The organism is Bradyrhizobium sp. McL0616, assembly GCF_049993385.1.
Taxonomy (GTDB): Bacteria; Pseudomonadota; Alphaproteobacteria; order Rhizobiales; family Xanthobacteraceae; genus Bradyrhizobium.
In genome coordinates this window covers 3,608,004-3,625,718 of record NZ_CP188255.1, presented here as the reverse complement: position 1 = coordinate 3,625,718, position 17,715 = coordinate 3,608,004, and the positions used below count along the sequence as shown (strand labels likewise).

Below are 17,715 nucleotides of genomic sequence, written 5' to 3'. Positions count from 1 at the left end.
TTAAACTAGTCTGGTTCGGGTTTGAGTTTTGCGAAGGGCGTCAGGCCGCTTCGCTCTTTGAGGCATAAGCCTGGATGACGCGCGCGAGCTTGCCCGCGGGCGCGTTGGCGAGCTGAGCAAGCTTGGTCGCCGGGGCCACGAGGAGGCCGACGATCTTAGCGCGCAGTTCGTCAAGCGACGGCAGCGAGGCAAGAGCCTTCACGCCGTCGACATTCAGGACGGTCGTTCCCATCGACCCGCCAATGATGACGAACTTTTCGTTCGTCTTGGCGAATTCGACGGCGACCTTTGGCGCCGCTACCGGATCGTTCGAAGTGGCGATCACAGTCGGTCCCTTCAGCATGGGACCGATGGCAACGACGTCAGTGCCTTCAAGAGCAATTTTGGCGAGACGGTTCTTCGAGACCTTCACCGAGGCGCCAGCCTGCTTCATCTGCATGCGCAGCTTCTGCATCTGGGCAACGGTCAGGCCGGAATATTGGGCAACGACCGCGACGCTCGTGGTCTTGAAGACCCCATTGAGCTGTTCGACCGTTTCCTTTTTTGCCGCTCGTTCCACAGCAAGCTCTTTCCGGTTGGCGGTCATCGCAAAAGCGGGACCGCCGGGTTACACCCATCGTCCCGCCCAAACCTGAACCTCAGGGTCAAAACCCATCGGACACGCCGGGCAAGACGACAATTCAAAGCCTGCCCTCCGGGAGCCTGTGAGGGCCCACGGCGTGTCGAGGTCCGAACCAAACCCATTCCGCAACCACCCGAAGGCGGGAGGCGAAGTGAAATCCGGTCTTCACCCGTCTATGCAGGCCATGCGATTAAGCCGTTGAGAAATCGAGATTCCCCGCAGGCGCCTGCAGTCTTGGACAGGACAAGGTCAGCCGGCGAACCGTCCGACCTCTGCCCGCATCCCACCAACCGATGGCTTTCCTTCCTTTTCCGGAAAATCCTTACGGACGTCCTGAAAAGGAATGATCTCCTATCGTATCGGGTTTTCGGAATGCGTGCACGAACGCGCCAGCCAAGGCCGGTACGTCCGGAAGCGGTTCTTTAACCGCTCGGAGCCTACTTGCCAAGAGCAAAATTCACACCAGTTCCAATCGATTGGTGCAGGGGCCTGACCTGGGCCGACAAGGGCCGACTCAGGCCTTTTTGACCGGGTATGGCAGCCCTTGGCCGGCAAAAAAACCAGTCAGGTTCGCCAGCACGCAATTCTGCATGGCGACGTGCGATTCGAGGGTGTGGCCGCCGATATGCGGGGCGAACACCACGTTGGGAAGCGCGGTCAGCGCATCGGGCACGTGCGGTTCCTTCTCAAAGACGTCGAGGCCAGCGCCGGCGATGGTCTTGTCGGACAGGGCTGCGACCAGGGCCTTCTCGTCGATCACGGAACCTCGGGAGATGTTGACGACGTAGCCGTCTTCGCCCAGGCGCTTGAGGATATTGGCGTCGACGGCGTTCTGGGTCTCGGCCCCAGCCCGGACCGCAATCATCAGCACGCTGCACCAGTCGGCCAGCGCCTCCAAGGTCGGGAAATATTGATAGGGCAGATCGTATTTGCTGCGGCTGAAATAGCCGACCTCGCTCTCGAAGGCGGCGCAGCGCGCGGCGATCTTGCGGCCGATCTCGCCCATGCCGTAGACGCCGATACCGCGGCCGGGCATCCCAGCCTGCGGGCGCATCATCGGCGAGGGTTTTGATGCGGCCCAATCGCCGCTGCGAACGTATTGGTCGGCGACCAGTATCCTCCGCGTGGTCGCAAGCATCAGGGTCATCGCGATGTCGGCGACCGAGGCCGCATTGGCGCCGGGGCTGTGGCCGACCGCAATGTTGCGCGCAGCCGCGGCCTCCAGGTCGATGCCGTCATAGCCGGTGCCATAGCAGACGATGGCGCCCAGCTTCGGAAACAGGTCCATCGCCTCGGCGCCGAGCGGCGTGCCGCCCGCGGTCAGCATCGCGCGAATGCCGCCGAGTTCTTCTACCGGAAACACCTCCCGCACCGGCTTGCCGCCGGTGTCGAGCAGTTCGAACCGCTCAGCGAAGCGCGCCATCATCGTCTTGGGAAAGCGCGAGTAGATCAGGACCTTGTCAGCCATTGTTCTTATTTCCGGTGAATGCGCACACAAACGAAGAGGGGCGGAATCGGTTGCCCAATTCCGCCCCTCGCCTCATGCAATTTTCGAACCTTAGCCGAGAATGGTGCCCGGCTCGACCTTCACGCCGGGGCCCATCGTCGAGGACACCGCAACGCGCTGGATGTAGGTGCCCTTGGAGCCCGCGGGCTTCGCCTTGGAGACCGCGTCCGCAAGCGCCTTGATGTTTTCGACCAGCTTCTCCTCGGAGAACGAGGCCTTGCCGACGCCGGCCTGCAGGATGCCGGCCTTCTCGACGCGGAACTCGACCGAGCCGCCCTTGGCACCCTTCACCGCACCGGTGACGTCCATGGTCACGGTGCCGATCTTCGGGTTCGGCATCAGGCCGCGCGGGCCGAGCACCTTACCGAGACGGCCGACCAGCGGCATCATGTCGGGGGTCGCAATACAGCGGTCGAACTCGATCGTGCCGTTCTGCACCTTCTCGACCAGGTCTTCGGCGCCGACGACGTCGGCACCTGCAGCCTTGGCCTCGTCGGCCTTGGCGCCACGGGCGAACACGCCGACGCGGAGCGTACGGCCCGTGCCGTTCGGCAGGGTCACGACGCCACGGACCATCTGGTCGGCGTGACGCGGATCGACGCCGAGATTGATCGCGACCTCAATGGTCTCGTCGAACTTCGCTTTCGCGCGTTCCTTGACCATCTTGATGGCGTCCGCGAGCGGATAAAGCTTTTCGCGGTCAACACCTTCGCGGGCTTTGTTCAAACGTTTTCCGATTGCCATGAGCCCTTACCCCGCCACTTCCAGACCCATCGAACGGGCAGAGCCCTCGACCATCTTCATGGCCGATTCGATCGAGTCGCAATTGAGATCCTTCATCTTCTTCTCCGCGATCTCGCGCACCTGCGCGCGTGTCACCGCGCCGGCCTTGTCACGGCCCGGAGCTTTCGAACCGGACTGGATCTTGGCGGCCTGCTTGAGGAAGAAGGACATCGGCGGCGTCTTCATCTCGAAAGTGAAGGAACGGTCCGCATAGATGGTGATGACCACAGGGATCGGGGTGTTCTTCTCTTCCTTCTGGGTCTGGGCGTTGAACGCCTTGCAGAACTCCATGATGTTGAGACCGCGCTGACCAAGCGCGGGACCGATCGGGGGCGAAGGATTCGCCGCACCGGCCGGGACCTGAAGCTTCAGGTATCCGGTCACTTTCTTTGCCATGTATCACTCCTGTTGTGCCGGCATGCCGCCAGCGGTTTCAGGTTCGTGGTCTGGGTCGGATGCGGCTGGCAACCGCCCTCTCCCTCCCACGGCCTCTTGCTAGCGTGAGACCGAAGCCTCACGCCTCGTCCGATCAGACCTTCTCGACCTGACCGAATTCCAGTTCGACCGGCGTGGCGCGGCCGAAGATCGACACCGCGACCTTCACGCGCGAGCGCGCCTCGTCGATTTCCTCGACCACACCCGAGAACGAGGCGAACGGGCCGTCGGCCACGCGCACGTTCTCGCCAATCTCGAACGACACCGACGCCTTCGGCCGTTCCACGCCCTCCTGCACCTGGTGCAGGATGCGCATGGCCTCGGATTCCGAGATCGGCATCGGCTTATTTTCGGCGCCGAGGAAGCCCGTGACCTTCGGCGTGTTCTTGATCAGATGAAACGCCTCGTCGGTCAGCTTCATCTTCACGAGCACGTAGCCAGGGAAGAACTTGCGCTCGGCGTCGATCTTGCGGCCGCGGCGCACTTCGGTGACCTTTTCGGTCGGCACCAGCACCAGTTCAAACAGCTCTTCGAGCCCGCGCTGCTTGGCCTGCTCGCGGATCGATTCGGCGACCTTCTTCTCGAAGTTCGAATAGGCGTGGACGATGTACCAGCGCTTGTCGGACGATTGGGTTGCGGCGGCTGTTGCCATCAGTGAATGCCCAGAAGGAAGGTGATGAGGTAACGGATGATCTGGTCGGCGGCGAAGAAGAAGATCGACGCCACAGCAACCATCACGAACACCATGATGGTGGTGATCGTGGTCTCGCGGCGGGTCGGCCAGGTGACCTTGGCGGTCTCCGAGCGCACTTCCTGCAAGAACTTGAACGGGCTGACTGCCATCGTTTGAGGTCCAACGTCCGTCGACAGACGCGATTAAAGATTTCAGGGATCCGAACAGCCGCCGTTGTTGGCCCAGCCCTCTGTCTCGAAGGATGAGCCGGAAAACCGGGCTCGATTGTTCGGGGGATTTCAAAGCCGCGCCGGAAATCCGCGTCTAACGGGCCGGCTGCGAGTGCGGCGTAGATACTGCGGATGCGGCCAAAGGTCAAGATGTGGGTCGGCCGGGATGCTCGCGGCCACCTGCCGCGGACCTTATCCGGATCAAGGGCTTATCTGGCCTCGATGAACCGCGGCACGAGGTTCCGGGCGTTTCTGATCTCAGGCGGGGTTAGCTGGCAGGAGTGGCAGGGCTCAAACCTGCGACCCCCGGTTTTGGAGTGTACGGGCGGCATCGTACCATCCGGTGCCGCACTGTTACCTTGCGTAACGATTTCAGGCGACCCCGCCCGCGCCTCAACCCACCCTGTTCGTCCAGTGCCGTACAATATCGTTGGCTCTGGGTCCAAGGTTGGGTTCCGGCTTCGGCGCGATCGTTGGCCCCATCTCGAGCAAGCCGGCGCGCTCCTCCGGCTGGCGCGCGCATCGTCCGATCATCGTCATACCCAACTCACGCTCGGCTGCATTGCTACCGCAATCGGCGCGATGTTATGCTCGTCGCAGAACCAGGAGTTTCTCGATGCGCAAAATCGCCGTCGCGATCATGCTTGCCCTGATCGCCGCCCCCGCGCTGGCACAGGACCATGTTCAACAGTATGGCGAACAGCCCAAGGAGAAGACGGCGTCGCAGAAGGCGGACGACGATCGGGCTGAGCGCGCCTATCAACGCTCCCTCAACAATGTTCCGGACCAGAAGCCGGTCGATCCGTGGGGAACTGCCCGCGGCGATGATGCGTCGAAGAAGTCGGCCGCGCCGGCCAAGCCGGCTGTGAAGCAGTCGTCCAAGGCCAAGAGCGGCAGCACCGCCAATTAGCAACGCGCCGTAGTCCGCGCGCGTTCCGGGCTTAGGAAGCCGACAGCTCGTCCAGAACATGTCGCGCGCACCGCGTCAGACAGGTGAGACTGTCCAAGCGTCGTTTGATCGCTTCGCCCAGTCCGACGACCGTCCCATATTGCCGCAGGCCGAAGCGCTCCCGGTTTCTTTCGCTAAAGCTCAGGTCTCTCCCGACTAACCCGGGGTCCTCAGCCGTTTGGGTCACTGTTCGGCGTGCGTTCGGGAAAAGAGTTGCCTAAGCCATTGAATTAGCTGGCAGGAGTGGCAGGGCTCGAACCTGCGACCCCCGGTTTTGGAGACCGGTGCTCTACCAATTGAGCTACACTCCTACAGACCGGAAATCGTTCGGCTTTCCATCACGTCGCAGAGAACATTCCGAGGACTCTGCTACCGCTTTGCTACCCAACGTCGTCGGCTGGCCTCTTTATGGCCGCCCGCAGCGCGCTGTCAACCGCTGCCGCGGCCTCCCCCTGCATGTTCGGCATCAAGTGGCTGTAGATGTCCATCGTGACCGCGATCGAGGAGTGGCCGAGCCGCTCCTGGACCACTTTGGGATGGATGTTGGCGGCAAGCATATGGCTGGCGTGGCTATGCCGGAGCCCGTGAAGGGTGATGCCCCACTGATCCAGAAAATCGGACATCGCGTGAGTAAGGCTGCGGGGCTGCATCTGGGTTCCGTCCACCAAGGTGAACACGTGCCAGCTGTCGTCCGCCCTCACCCCGAGCCGTAGCAGTTCCTCTGCCTGAGCGAGCCGCCAACGGCGCAACTCCTCGACAGCCATGGACGGCAACGCCACGGTGCGCGCCTTGCCGCTCTTGGCTTCCTTCTCGCGAATGTCGCCGGCGTCGGTCTGTTCGGTGCTGGCGATCACCGCCAACTGGCCGTTGTCGAGATCCACCGACTTCCAGCGCAGAGCTAGTATCTCGCCACGGCGAAGGCCGCACAGCGACCCAAGCACTAGGGGAATAAACAGGCGTCGTTCGCGCGCGGCGTCCAGCACGACCGCCGTCGTCGGCGCGTCAATGGTGGTCACGGCCTTTCGCTCAATCTTAGGCCTGTCGCGCTTTTCGAGCAGCGCTGCCGGATTGCGGGCTATCAGTTTCCACCGCTCAGCCTGGCCCAACGCTGAAAAAAGAACGCGGTGAATGTGATTGACGGTGCGGGGCGAGAGACCGCCCTTCCCGTCCCGCCGGCCGTTTTCCAAGGCCTTCCCATATGCCTCGCTGATTTCGATTGGCTGGAGCTTTGACAGGATCTTGGCACCGAGTAGTGGGCAGATGTTCTTGGTCGCGATCTGCTCATACCGCTCGTGCGTCCGGGGCGAGACGTTTGCCCTGATGTGCTTCAGCCAGCGGTCGAAAAACTGGGCCAGCGTGAGCTTGGACGGCTCGACAAACGATCCTGCCTTCATTTCAGTTATCAGCCTGGCGCGCTCTTCCATCGCCTGCCGCTTTCCCTTGCAGTCGGGAAGTGAGACCCATTTGCGCTTGCGCTTCCCGCTAGCAGGATCACGCGTCTCTACGATCGCATACCAAGTCTTGGATTTTCCGCGCTCGACGACTCCGTCCTTCATTTTTCGTCTCCGTCGGGCTTTTTGAATAGATGAGAGAATGGGACCATCCGGCTTCGCTCTGCCTCAGCGGCCTTCTCTCGTTCATCGAGAGCGATCCGAACTGCGGTCCCCACAATCTGATTGATGTCCATCAAAACAAATGAGTCGATCAGGCGCCGCTCAATCTCTTCACTAATCGAACGGCCGCTTGCCGCGGCAGCTTCGGAAAGTTTGTCGCGCAATTCCGCCCTGCTTCGGAACGTGAAATTCACGGTCTTCCTTTCGGCCTCATCGAGCGCCGGCCGACCAGCTTTTTTCGCTTTTTTCGCTTTCATACTTCGCCATCCCTCGCCGTACTATATTGCACTGAATATCAGGTGCAATAATAGTTGACAAGGGGGTATCGGGGCCTATTTTGCATTATCGCACTGATTTGCCAGTGCGTTAAATTGGACGGAGGCCACCCCGATTAATCAGGAACTACAGGAGCTACTTTCGAAGCCGACCGCTGATGTGCCTGAGGCGGGCCGGATCTGTTACGGACTGAGTAGGAACGGCAGCTACGACGCGGCCAAGCGCGGCGATATCCCAACCATCAAGGTCGGACGCCTCCTGAAGGTCCCGACTGCAGCACTTCGCAAGCAGCTCGGACTGGAGGCCGCATAGTCTATGGCCTCTTCATATGCGACGAAGCCGGCCACCGCGCGACACGGTGAACCGGCTTCGGAAATCGAGCTGCTTGGCGGCGGGCTCGATGCAACACATAGCCCCAGGCTGGACCAGCGGCAAGCCCTCGCCCTCACCCGGCGTTGCGCCTTGAGTCTGGAAATGGCCTCGATCGTAGCTCCCCTCCTACATGGAGAGGCGCGGTAATGCACGTCAAAGCCCTAAAACAACAAATAGATTGCATCCGTGATCATGCTCTCGCGCATTATGCGCGCGGAGAGCAGGAAGAGCTTGCCCGACAATTCCGTGAAGCCGCGCGCCTTATCGAGTCCAGCAGAACTGTCGGATTTGTGGCGTCGCTGTTGCCCTTTGATCCCAGGGGGGCAGCATGACCCGCTGCATCCTTGGTATTGATCCGGGTGCTTCCGGCGCTATCGCTTTCTTTTTCCCTGACCATCCTGAGCGGGTGGCCGTGGAGGACATGCCAGTCGCGGCCGGTGAAGTGGACGCTGTAAATCTCGCCAAACGCGTTGCCGCAATGGCGCCCGATCTCGTCTTTCTAGAGCGCGTCAACGCGATGCCCGGGCAAGGCGTCTCGTCCACCTTTAAATTCGGCCGTGCTTATGGCGTGGTTCTCGGCGTGATTGGTGCGGCGGCGATCCCTTTGCACCTCGTCACGCCGGCGAAGTGGAAGGGACACCTCCGCCTGTCCTCGGACAAGGAGCAGGCTCGCGCGCTGGCTCTCCGGCTTTTCCCCTCCTGTGGCGATCATTTTAAGCGCAAGAAAGATCATGGCCGCGCCGAGGCCGCGTTGATTGCCCGCTACGGTGCCGAGCATTTGCGCCTGATCGGAGGTGGTGCATGAGCCACCCCCTCATGGTCTCGGACCCGAACGTCCGAAAGCAACTCCAGCTCGCCGGGCTGCGCTTCATGTGCACGCGCGCGAGGTGGCTGGAGAGCGAGGCAAAGATCCTTGGCGTGAGCCTCAAGAACGGCAACCTCTCAAGTCGGGAGGTTGACGCCCGGCTCGAGGAAATGGGCGCTTTGGATTTAGTCTATCCGGAGTTGATGCGCGAATGAGAACCCCAGACGTTGCCCAAAGGCCGAAAGGCTTCTCCTTCGAACTGTTCGGCAACATCCGTTGCCCGACCGAGGCCGGCAAAGGCCATATCATCAAAGGTATTTTCGCCTACGATGAAACGTCAGCATGGGTGGGGCCGCCCGGAAGCCTCAAGTCTGCCTTGTTGGCTGATGCAGCGGTGGCCATCGCTAGCGGCGCCGATTGGTTCGGCCATCGCAATAAGTGCCCTACTGGGGTCATCTACTTCGCCCTTGAGCGGGCGGATCTTGTGCGGCGTCGGCTGTTGGCTATCGCAAAGAGCAAGGGGATAGAGCGCCTGCCGATCGCTGTTGTCCCCGCGGTGATCGATTTGGTTCGGCCGGATTCCGTGAGGAGAGTTCTCGACACCATCGCGGACGTTGAAGCGGAATTCTACGGACCCGACTACGACAGCGAAGGTGCCCGAACGCGAGGTGCCGGAGTGCTCATTTTCGACACATGGGCCAAGCTGGTTGCTGCCGGCGGGGGCGACGAGAACCAGGCCAAAGACCAAGGCGCCATCTTTGCCAATCTGCAACGCATCAAGAACGTCACTGGAGGCCCGCACGTTGCCCTGATCGGCCACACCGGCAAGGAAGCCGAGCGCGGCCCCAGAGGCAGTAGCGCAATCGTGGGTGACGTGGACATGCTTGTTACGATCAGCGGCGAAGACATCAAAACCGCTACCATCAGCAAAGCCAACGACGCCCCGGAGGGCCCGCTGTTTTCCTTCAAGTCGAAAGTACATGAGTTCGGCTTGGACGAGGACGGCGACCCCATCACGGTCAACATCGTCGAGACCGCAGACGCCCCAGCACCAACTTCCCGGTCCGCCAAGCTATCTGCCAACCAACAGACGTTCTTCCGCATCCTCCACGACGCCGGAGACGCCGGCCTGACACTGGAGGAATGGAATAACGAGGCAAAGGCAGTCGGCATCGGCTCCAACCGCAAAGCGACACTGCACGACCTCCGCAAAGCCTTGGAGGACCGCTCTATGGTCCGAGAGTACGGAGGACGCTGGAAGGTCAACCACGGAGGCTAGGTACGGTTACGGGTTACGGCTCTCTAGAGAGAGCCGAACCGTAACGTAACTCCGTAACCCGCCCGAACCGTAACCGTAACGTAACCCGAACCGTAACCCGTAACTGAGGGATAGAGACGTGAAAAGGACCCCATCAGCCACCCGAGCAAGCGGCGAGAAGCTTCCGGCTGTGTCCTTGCGGGGAGTTGGGAGAGTTCAGCGTCGGATCTGGCGCGCTTTCATGGCGATGCCTGAGAGAGAGCTGACGACGGCCCAGCTTGCGGCCTGGTGCTATCCTCGCCTGGAGGGAAAGCCGCTCAAGCGTCATCGGACAGCGATCGTTCGGGCCGCTGCTCGGATGGCTGAGCGCGTCCGCCGAGATCGTCCAGGAGGCGTGGTTTTCAGGGCCTTTGGTAGCAATGCGGTAGCAACCGAGCATTCCGACGCAGTAGAATTAGAGTCCGCTCAATAGCTTAGCGAGCGACAAGCACCGGTTTGGCAATTCGGTTATCTTCTATTTCCCCGTCAACGGCTGCCAGCCAGGACCCACCAAGCTGTTGTCGAGATACCCCATGATGTTGCGCCGCTCGCCAGCGCCAACGTACACACACCCGCAATAGCCGCAGACTTGCGCCGAATCCGCCCATGGAGCAGTTTCTCCATGGCCTGCTAGCTCCTCGGTAGCACTCCGTTGCGGAGGGTTGGCCGCTTTGCAATCGGGGTCGGGGCAGGCTTTCATTGGCAATTCCTGGGGGCGAGATGGGACGGCATATAGTCAGGGTCTGGGATGAATCGTTTGAAGTAGAAACCTACCAGAAATCAAAGGCCGTGTGGATCGCTTCTGGGACGTATATGGGCGAGAGCCACACCACTCAGGACCGTTCAGAGGGCACGGCCGTGAAACGCTGGCGCGAATGGGCTCAATACAAAGGGAACGGCTAAGCACAAATGTCTCACTTCATGATGGATTGCTACTTTCCTGACGTGACTAAGCCTAAAGGCCTTGTATGCGAGGCGATCCCAATCAAGGCGATCGGCGACGATGAGGCCATAGCAGAGGCCAAGCGGGTCGCAATCTGGAAAAAACCAGTACGGTTTGAAGTCCGTGTTGTCAGCAGAGCGGGAGACAAGACGATCTTTGAATCGTGAGGACATGCCTGAAGACGGCGGTCCGTTGATCTTTTTTTGTTGTCCGTGCCTTTGTGTGCACTACAGTCCTTTTTCGAGCCTTTAAGTAATTGATCTGGTTTATCTATTCCCTTTCTTCGGATTCCCGTCAGGCTTATATTGGTCGCACCAAATCAATCACCGGTGCGAACCAAGATGACCGAACAAACGTCCGACCACTTCTCCGAGCGCGCCGTGTTCAAGTGCTCGCCTGAGCTGCTCGAGGTTATCGACCGCGCGGCGGCTGCGAGCTTCACCACGCGGTCGAGCTTCCTTCGCGGCACGGTCGTGGAGCGACTGCGCCGAGAGGGTGTGATCCCCTCCCCGCGCGCGACTGTGGCGGGGGCTGCCTGACATGAAGGGCAACAGCAAACCCCACGAAGATCTCATCGATGAGATCAACCACGGCTGTTCACAGGACGCGTTCGCCTCGCTGATCGCCGGCATCGCCAATCGCATCGAGGCCACGCGCCTCAACCCGGTGAAGGTCTCCGACCTCGTGTCCATCCTCCGGGAGGACACGACCAAGCTCTATAAAGCCGTGATGCGGAAGGGCTAGGCGCAATGGCGGGCTCTATCTCACTTTCACTCTCGCAGCAGGAAGTCGAGGCGCCCAGCGCCGCCTTGGCGCACGCAATCGACATTGCAGCCCATCCCTAAGATCAACAACGAAAAGGTACAACAATGGCAAATCGAGAAGCACTTGCGCGGTCCGCATTCGCCAAGCGTCATCCCGAATGGGAAGACGAGCTTAAGGGAGCCAATATCGGCATCGCGTGGGCGCATAAAATGGCGTCCGAAGGCAAGCTGACGCACAAGGAATGCAAGGAATATGAGGCGCACCTCTGGAGCGAGATGCTCGAGGAAATGCCGATGGAGGTGTTTTCCGAGATGCAGGAGGACGGGTCGCTCCATGATCTGGAGGCGTTGGCGCGCGGTTACGATGACGACCGCGATTCACACGACGTGACTGAGGGTCGGAAGGCTATCGAGCGGAAAGTTTTTGCCGATGCCCTCGAACAAAGGTGGCTGCAAGGTGCGATCGATAACAAGACATATGCGCAGATGTCCCGGGAACACGTGGGCAAGAGCGAACGTCTGGACGATTTGATCGCGGATGGAGACCACGACGAAGCCGCCTTCGAGGCGTTCGGAGAAAAGTACGATGTCAAGCCCGCCCATGACAACAAGCTCGCGAACTGGCTGAACGAAACGTACGGCGGCACGAAAAACCCGGACGGCAGCAAGTGGAAGCCGTATGAACCAAAGCGCGACGATCGCTCCAATCAGGAAAAGGCGACCGACAAGGCCGGCATCCTTGATCTCGACATGCTGGCCGACCTTGAGTGCGGCAGGTCTGATTACTCGTCAGTTGGTCCGCCTGGATATGTCGAGCATGAGACGGTGCATGATCTCGGATCGATCCTCTCCGACAATTCGAGCAATGAAGACGATGGCTGAGCAAGACTCGAAAACCGGCCGGTTTCTTCCCGGCAACAGCGGCAATGGCGGGCGCCACAAGGGCGCGCGCAACAAGCTGCACGCTGATTTCATCCAGGCGCTGTTGGACCATTTCCACATGAGGGGTACCGCGGAAAATGCGGCTGCCCTTCCGCGCGGTCAGGCAGCGATCGAGATCGTCTATCGCGAGAACCCACGCGATTACCTGAAGCTGATCGCGAGCGTGCTGCCCAAGGAATACACCATCGAGGACAACCGGTATGACGACGTCGGCGACGAAGAGCTCAGGGAAATCATCGACGACTTCCGCCGAAAAGCATCTGAGCGAGAAGGAATCCAAAGCGCTGACCAAGGCGCAGAGGGAGCTAAACCGGCGCTTAACTGAAAACCGGCTCAAGTATTATCGGCCGTACGCGAAGCAGCGCTCGTTTCATGAAGCTGGGCTCGTTTACCGGGAGCGTCTGTTTCGCGCCGCTAACCAGGTCGGCAAGACGATTGCCGGCGGCTTTGAAGCGGCGATGCACGCGACTGGCCGATACCCTGATGACTGGAAGGGCAAGGTTTTCGACGAACCAACCTACGCGTGGGTTGGCAGCCCGACCGGTGAAACCCTGAGGGACAATCCGCAGCGCATCTTGCTTGGCCGCGTCGGGCAGCACGGGACCGGCTCGATCCCAAAGGACGCCATTGTTGAAACCGTCCCCGGTGCCGGCGTGTCGGATCTTGTCGGAACGATCATCGTCCGCTGGGGCGGTGGGGGTGACGTCCAGGCGGGTCAAAGCTCAATCGGCTTGAAATCCTACGTTCAGGGCCGCGAGAAGTGGCAGGGCGAAACGCTGCATTGGCTCTGGTTCGATGAGGAGCCGCCAGAGGATATCTATTCGGAAGGCTTGACCCGAACCAACGTCACCCAAGGTCCCGTCTGGCTGACCTTCACTCCCCTACTCGGCATGTCCGACGTGGTGCGGCGGTTCCTGCTCGAAAAGTCCCCCGACCGTCACGACACGTCCATGACGATCGAGGAGGCCGAGCACTTCACGCCAGAGCAGCGCCGAAAGATCATTACCAGCTACCCGGTGCACGAGCGGGACGCCCGGACCAAGGGCATCCCTATCCTGGGCTCTGGGCGCATCTTTCCGGTCACGGAGGAATCGATCACGGTTGCTCCATTCGAGATCCCTACCCATTGGCATCGCATTGGCGGCATGGACTTCGGATGGGACCATCCCTTCGCCGCGGTGGAGCTTGCCTGGGATGCTGATCAGGACATCGTCTACGTCATCAAGGCCCATCGGCTGCGGGAGGCCACGCCTGTGGTCCATGCTGGCGCCATCAGGTCGTGGGGCCCCCTTCCCTGGTCATGGCCCCGCGACGGCCGCCGGGAGACGCTGGAAGGCGCTGGCGTGGCCTTGGCTGAACAGTACCGGGCCCAGCAACTCAACATGCTGGATGTCCACGCGCAGTTTGCGGACGGCTCTGTGAGCGTCGAGGCCGGCCTGATGGACATGCTGACGCGGATGGAAACCGGCAAGCTAAAGGTGTTCAGCACCCTGCTCGACTGGTTCGAGGAGTTTCGGCTGTACCACCGGAAAGACGGCAAGGTGGTGAAGCTGGGGGACGATCTGCTTTCAGCCACCCGCTACGGGATGATGATGCTTCGCTTTGCCGAGCAGATCTATCGGCGGGACAGGCCGCGGCGCCGGCGGGGCTTTTTCTGGGGCGGCGGGCACGATTCGGGTGCCTGGATGAGCGGCTAGACGACGTTGAGGCGAGCTTTGGTTTTCGCCATCATCGCGGGCACTCGACTCAGGCGCCTTTTCGCAGGACGGCTGTCGGCCTACCAACTATTGCTTGGCAAGAGCCCGGTTACCGAAAGCAGCGTACTCCTCCACCGTATCATCGATCGCAGGCAGCGGCAGGTGACAGAGCGCAGCAAGTTCGTCACCGAGACGCCCAACCAACAAAACAAGGGCGCGCATCTCATCGTATGTGATCGACTTCCAGTTTTTCCGATCCAAAAGATGTGCGACGCCGAAGTTACGAAAATGAATAAGTCGCGAGTGAATTGCCCAATCGATCTGGCGATATAATTCCAGAAACCGTTCAAGCATCTCCGTGGGCGATGGACCGAACATGCTTTGGAATTCCTCGTTCTCGCCATAGACGCGCTCAATCAGCGCGCGCTGAACTTCCGGTCGCTTCAGACGCTTGTAGACCCCTTGGAAGCTTATCGTCTTCGGATCTGCATCGAGTGCTATGCACACGCGGATCACCGCAATCATCAGCGTGCCGTCCTGAAAACCACGCGCGCCCTGCACCCAGGCATAGTCATTCAGAAGCTTCCCACCGACCTTCATCGCCTCGTTTGCGGCGTCCGCCAGCCCAAAAGAGATTGCTGCCAGCTTCGCAATACCTGAAAGCCGGGAGGCGGCGTTGATTATGAAGTCAACGTCTTCGCTCATGTATGTGGGGGCTTTAGGTATGCCACGACCGCAATAACGGCCTGAGCGATTGCCCCTAGCGCAGACAATCCCGCCGCGATTGCCGCCCAAATGGTGGCCCATTTCATCGCGTCGTTACGACGTTGTTCCACGAGGGCCCTTTGTTGATCAGTCCAAGCGAGCCATTCTTGTGCGAAGCCAACTGTGAAATACGTCTCTTCTCCAAGCGGAATAGCGGCGCCGGCGCCGATACGAGATTCAAGGCCGCCCAGTTTGCTTCTGACGTTCTCCGGCCCAATACGCTCTAATATTTTGATCCAGGCACGCGCAGCGGCGTCGGTAGGGGGCCGGAATGAACTAGCACTATGGTCAAATTGCTTCGTCTGCTTGAGGCTCACGCGATTTTCTCCCGAATCGGGAGTGGATTTTAAACCAAAGCAGGAGCCGGTCAGGCCTTTTGACCTGCTGTGACCCAGGCGCGCCGTTCCGCGCAATTTTAGTGCTAGGGCAGCTTTGTTCGTGAAGCCGCATCACCTGACGGCGTAATCCGATAGGTGCCGCTCTCGGAGCCTCGCTCGATCCAACCCTTAGCCATCATGTTTAGGATTGTCCTATGGCCCGTGGGCGCGAGATCTTTCAATTTCATCTCACGACCGCTTCGGAGCTTTTGGAGCACGCTGCGCTCTACGTGTGAAGGAAGGTGACTGGCGCGAGGAGGCACTACTTTCCCTTCGCTTTGAGCCCCAGCTCAACTAGCCGGCGGATGGCTTCTGGCCGCCCGGGTAGATCATCCTGCTGGCGTCGCCAGTCGTCGATCTGTTTGGCCATGGCGGGCTGAACACGCACGCCTACCAAATCGCCAGTAACGACGGCGCGCTTCTTTGGTGCTTTCATGTTAACACGACTTGCTTGAGTCATGGTTTCATGATAACACGAAGCCGAGCCAAGGGGAAGCTGGACACTTCCGCCCTGGCTCTAACCTCAAGCACGAAGGGTAATCCAATGATCGAGGCTGACAGCGTGCATAGCACGCCACCCCTAAACAGGTCTGTAGGTCCGCTGAGCGGACTGGCCCTCCAAGAGCGGGCGCGGCAAACGGCCCTCCACGACCTCGCCAGACTCAGGAAAGAGGCATCCGCCGAGATCACCAGGCTGATCGCCTTCCTGGACGCCTCCGACCCCTACGTGATGACCGAGCTCGAGGACGGCGCCGACGATGGTCCATGCGACACCGACGAACTGGAGGTCAGCGAGGGGGACGAAGAAGACGGGGGCGATAGCGAGCCATCTCTCGGCAGCCTCGACCACCACCACAGTCAAGAGCAATGGGCTAGCGGCGGTCGGCGCGACCTCGAACAAGATCCAGCCGCGTCCGGTATCGGAGACCACGACTGCCTGCTGGAGCAAGTCGGATCGCAGGATTGGACCCATACGGTGATGGCATGAAGGAAAACTCTTGGCACCGCCGCCACGCCATCCAGCTTGCCGCTCAGCTACCCGAGAAGAACGGAGACGCGTTGGCCATCCTGCGATTGGCAACCGAGCTGGTCACGGACTTCCTTGCCGAGCCGGAGGCCGCACCGAAGCCGGCTCCGGTCGTGGCGCTGATCGGGGGCAACGGATGCTCCTGATCCGCCTGTTGCTCACGCGCTACCGGCTGCGGCTGGCACGCTACGCCCTTCGGGCCAGCACGTGCGTTGCCTTGCTCAGCAGGCGGCTGGATCGGCTCTGATCTACCGTCCTAAAAACTACGCCGCCGGGCTTGAAATGCATTGTCCCGGCGGCGCTTATTTCGCTGGCCTCGAAATCCCAGTACGCCTGTTTAGCAGGCCGAATGTGAAGGGCTCCTGAACTAAACCACGCAGCGCGCGGGACGTTGCCCGGCGCCCGCCGGTTCACGCTGGCGGGCCTTCACATCATGTGCTGCATAGGAACGATACCCGCCGGCGGGAGTCATCCTAGCGCCTGGCGGTCTCGACCCCCGGCCCAGGCACTCAAGTGAGGCCCCAGCAATGCCCCCAGCGCTGGGGCCTTTTCTTTTGGCCCGCCGGTTCACGCGCCTTATCGAGCGCTGGCCCCCAGTCGCCTAAGTTGAATTTCGCAGTGGCCTATTTTGAGGTTCGCTGGCGGAACCGGATTCAGATTTCGCCGTTTTGGAGTCGTCTTTAATAGCTTAGGGAGTGCGCCATGTCGGAGCGCCGCCGAGTAAAACAGACCCGGCCTCTTGAAGAACGAATGGCCGAACTGGCCGCCAAGATGAAAGAGGAGGCAGCACAATTGCCGGCCGGCAAGGAGCGCGACGCCCTCCTTAGGCGAGCCAGAATTGCCGAAACAGGCTCGCACATCCGCGATTGGGTGAATTCGCCCGGGCTTCAGGCTCCAGAGTGAGCTTGGAACAATTGTGCACTTTGGTACTTAGTGACTCACCTTTGGCAGGGTGAGCTTATGAACTTCTATAGCGGCGACAAGTTTTCAGGACCGAAGACGCGGGAAGACCGGCGCTGCGGTTGCGGCGCTCAGCCAAGACTAGCGCACAAGATGATGGACCCCCTCCGAGGCCTCACCGTGCGCATGTTTGAATGCCAGTGCGGCCAACGCAGTTGGACCGAGGACCAAGAGTAAGGCCGCCAACTGAGGCGGCCTTATCCGCACTTGTGGTTCTTAGCGTGCAGCCTAGTCCGATCTCCGGTCATTTCTCCCACATAGTCGTCGATCGCATTCATCAGCTTCTCGCGGTCACCGCCGCGGCGGGCCTGCCTCCCGAAGATCAGGTAGCGGCGTAGCCGGTCGAGCTCAGCGAGGTCTGCTTTTACGCGTTCGGCCTCCGCTTCCTCCTCGAGCTTACGCATCCGCTCTTCGTGGTACGCCTTCGCGGCCGCTCGGTTCTCTGCCTTGGTCATGGCGCCATCGAAACGTGACGCTAGTCAGAGTCAAATCGTCGATTCCTAGCGGCTCGGATTGAGCGCGAGCTACTGCCGGTCGTGGGTGTGGAAAAGCTGTCGCTGCGGTCTGCTCGTCGCCGGAATCGGCTAGTTTACCCACGGCGACGGAATCCGGCCGGACTGGACAGTTGCACCCGAGGACGGCGCGGCTTAAATCCCGCGCGTCCTCGGGCAATCGATG

At 60.6% G+C, this 17,715-nt stretch carries 24 protein-coding genes and 1 tRNA gene; 12 read left to right on the top strand and 13 right to left on the bottom strand.

The genetic code is table 11. The features are described from left to right. Positions 1–40 precede the first annotated feature (40 nt). From rplJ to secE, 6 genes are all read right to left on the bottom strand, one after another. The gene (gene rplJ / locus ACPPVR_RS17435) at positions 41–559 is read right to left on the bottom strand and encodes a 50S ribosomal protein L10 (RefSeq protein ID WP_426615410.1); all 519 of its coding nucleotides are present in this window, start codon (positions 557–559) and stop codon (positions 41–43) included. Positions 560–1,136: 577 nt separating this feature from the next. Further along, complete coding sequence (locus tag ACPPVR_RS17430) at positions 1,137–2,090, bottom strand: 2-hydroxyacid dehydrogenase (RefSeq protein WP_426615409.1); 954 nt, start codon at positions 2,088–2,090, stop codon at positions 1,137–1,139. Positions 2,091–2,180: 90 nt separating this feature from the next. Continuing rightward, positions 2,181–2,873, bottom strand: a complete 693-nt coding sequence (rplA, locus tag ACPPVR_RS17425) for a 50S ribosomal protein L1 (RefSeq protein ID WP_426418859.1) — start codon at positions 2,871–2,873, stop codon at positions 2,181–2,183. Between the two features lie 6 nt (positions 2,874–2,879). Then, entirely contained in the window at positions 2,880–3,308 is a 429-nt protein-coding gene (gene rplK, locus ACPPVR_RS17420) for a 50S ribosomal protein L11 (protein ID WP_200293150.1), read from the bottom strand. Positions 3,309–3,441: 133 nt separating this feature from the next. Further along, complete coding sequence (gene nusG, locus ACPPVR_RS17415) at positions 3,442–3,999, bottom strand: transcription termination/antitermination protein NusG (RefSeq protein WP_015685389.1); 558 nt, start codon at positions 3,997–3,999, stop codon at positions 3,442–3,444. Continuing rightward, positions 3,999–4,190, bottom strand: a complete 192-nt coding sequence (gene secE / locus ACPPVR_RS17410; protein WP_007611620.1) for a preprotein translocase subunit SecE — start codon at positions 4,188–4,190, stop codon at positions 3,999–4,001. The genes nusG and secE overlap by 1 nt, the downstream gene beginning before the upstream one ends. 676 nt (positions 4,191–4,866) lie before the next feature. Between secE and ACPPVR_RS17405 the strand changes: the two genes are divergently transcribed. After that, entirely contained in the window at positions 4,867–5,160 is a 294-nt protein-coding gene (locus ACPPVR_RS17405) for a hypothetical protein (protein WP_426615408.1), read from the top strand. A 274-nt stretch (positions 5,161–5,434) separates the two neighbouring features. Here the strand turns inward: ACPPVR_RS17405 and ACPPVR_RS17400 are convergent. From ACPPVR_RS17400 to ACPPVR_RS17390, 3 genes are all read right to left on the bottom strand, one after another. After that, a tRNA-Trp gene (locus ACPPVR_RS17400) sits at positions 5,435–5,510 on the bottom strand. Positions 5,511–5,579: 69 nt separating this feature from the next. Further along, the gene (locus ACPPVR_RS17395; protein ID WP_426615407.1) at positions 5,580–6,755 is read right to left on the bottom strand and encodes a site-specific integrase; all 1,176 of its coding nucleotides are present in this window, start codon (positions 6,753–6,755) and stop codon (positions 5,580–5,582) included. Continuing rightward, complete coding sequence (locus ACPPVR_RS17390) at positions 6,752–7,069, bottom strand: Arc family DNA-binding protein (RefSeq protein ID WP_426615406.1); 318 nt, start codon at positions 7,067–7,069, stop codon at positions 6,752–6,754. Before ACPPVR_RS17390 ends, ACPPVR_RS17395 begins: the two co-directional genes overlap by 4 nt. Before the next feature lie 719 nt (positions 7,070–7,788). Between ACPPVR_RS17390 and ACPPVR_RS17385 the strand changes: the two genes are divergently transcribed. The 8 genes from ACPPVR_RS17385 (at position 7,789) to ACPPVR_RS17350 (ending at position 13,908) form a co-directional block, all read left to right on the top strand. Beyond that, entirely contained in the window at positions 7,789–8,265 is a 477-nt protein-coding gene (locus ACPPVR_RS17385) for a hypothetical protein (protein ID WP_426615405.1), read from the top strand. Then, entirely contained in the window at positions 8,262–8,480 is a 219-nt protein-coding gene (locus tag ACPPVR_RS17380) for a hypothetical protein (protein WP_426615404.1), read from the top strand. Before ACPPVR_RS17385 ends, ACPPVR_RS17380 begins: the two co-directional genes overlap by 4 nt. Continuing rightward, positions 8,477–9,544, top strand: coding sequence for an AAA family ATPase (locus ACPPVR_RS17375; protein ID WP_426615403.1), 1,068 nt, complete (start codon positions 8,477–8,479; stop codon positions 9,542–9,544). Before ACPPVR_RS17380 ends, ACPPVR_RS17375 begins: the two co-directional genes overlap by 4 nt. Before the next feature lie 1,302 nt (positions 9,545–10,846). Next, positions 10,847–11,044 carry a hypothetical protein gene (locus ACPPVR_RS17370; RefSeq protein ID WP_426615402.1) on the top strand — a complete coding sequence of 66 codons (198 nt, stop codon included), beginning with the start codon at positions 10,847–10,849 and terminating at the stop codon, positions 11,042–11,044. A 1-nt stretch (position 11,045) separates the two neighbouring features. Beyond that, positions 11,046–11,249, top strand: a complete 204-nt coding sequence (locus ACPPVR_RS17365; RefSeq protein WP_426615401.1) for a hypothetical protein — start codon at positions 11,046–11,048, stop codon at positions 11,247–11,249. 125 nt (positions 11,250–11,374) lie between these two features. Beyond that, the gene (locus ACPPVR_RS17360) at positions 11,375–12,151 is read left to right on the top strand and encodes a hypothetical protein (RefSeq protein ID WP_426615400.1); all 777 of its coding nucleotides are present in this window, start codon (positions 11,375–11,377) and stop codon (positions 12,149–12,151) included. After that, positions 12,144–12,536 carry a hypothetical protein gene (locus tag ACPPVR_RS17355; protein WP_426615399.1) on the top strand — a complete coding sequence of 131 codons (393 nt, stop codon included), beginning with the start codon at positions 12,144–12,146 and terminating at the stop codon, positions 12,534–12,536. The genes ACPPVR_RS17360 and ACPPVR_RS17355 overlap by 8 nt, the downstream gene beginning before the upstream one ends. Then, on the top strand, positions 12,472–13,908 hold the full coding sequence (locus tag ACPPVR_RS17350; protein ID WP_426616128.1) for a terminase large subunit domain-containing protein: 1,437 nt from the start codon (positions 12,472–12,474) through the stop codon (positions 13,906–13,908). Before ACPPVR_RS17355 ends, ACPPVR_RS17350 begins: the two co-directional genes overlap by 65 nt. A gap of 87 nt (positions 13,909–13,995) precedes the next feature. Here the strand turns inward: ACPPVR_RS17350 and ACPPVR_RS17345 are convergent, their stop codons facing one another. The 3 genes from ACPPVR_RS17345 to ACPPVR_RS17335 form a co-directional block, all read right to left on the bottom strand. Next, positions 13,996–14,613: a hypothetical protein gene (locus ACPPVR_RS17345; RefSeq protein ID WP_426615398.1), complete on the bottom strand. Its 618-nt coding sequence runs from the start codon at positions 14,611–14,613 to the stop codon at positions 13,996–13,998. Next, entirely contained in the window at positions 14,610–14,990 is a 381-nt protein-coding gene (locus ACPPVR_RS17340; RefSeq protein ID WP_426615397.1) for a hypothetical protein, read from the bottom strand. Before ACPPVR_RS17340 ends, ACPPVR_RS17345 begins: the two co-directional genes overlap by 4 nt. Before the next feature lie 322 nt (positions 14,991–15,312). Beyond that, the gene (locus tag ACPPVR_RS17335) at positions 15,313–15,486 is read right to left on the bottom strand and encodes a hypothetical protein (protein WP_426615396.1); all 174 of its coding nucleotides are present in this window, start codon (positions 15,484–15,486) and stop codon (positions 15,313–15,315) included. A gap of 108 nt (positions 15,487–15,594) precedes the next feature. On the opposite strand from ACPPVR_RS17335, the gene ACPPVR_RS17330 reads away from it, so the two are divergent. The 3 genes from ACPPVR_RS17330 to ACPPVR_RS17320 all read left to right on the top strand — a co-directional run bounded on the left by ACPPVR_RS17330 (position 15,595) and on the right by ACPPVR_RS17320 (position 16,980). Continuing rightward, positions 15,595–16,038 (top strand): hypothetical protein, encoded by a 444-nt coding sequence (locus tag ACPPVR_RS17330; protein ID WP_426615395.1) that lies wholly within the window; start codon positions 15,595–15,597, stop codon positions 16,036–16,038. Continuing rightward, positions 16,035–16,223, top strand: coding sequence for a hypothetical protein (locus ACPPVR_RS17325; protein ID WP_426615394.1), 189 nt, complete (start codon positions 16,035–16,037; stop codon positions 16,221–16,223). The genes ACPPVR_RS17330 and ACPPVR_RS17325 overlap by 4 nt, the downstream gene beginning before the upstream one ends. A 556-nt stretch (positions 16,224–16,779) precedes the next feature. Next, positions 16,780–16,980 (top strand): hypothetical protein, encoded by a 201-nt coding sequence (locus ACPPVR_RS17320; RefSeq protein WP_426615393.1) that lies wholly within the window; start codon positions 16,780–16,782, stop codon positions 16,978–16,980. 254 nt (positions 16,981–17,234) lie between these two features. Here ACPPVR_RS17320 and ACPPVR_RS17315 read toward each other — a convergent pair whose 3' ends face one another. Further along, positions 17,235–17,492, bottom strand: coding sequence for a hypothetical protein (locus ACPPVR_RS17315; protein ID WP_426615392.1), 258 nt, complete (start codon positions 17,490–17,492; stop codon positions 17,235–17,237). Between the last annotated feature and the right edge of the window lie 223 nt (positions 17,493–17,715).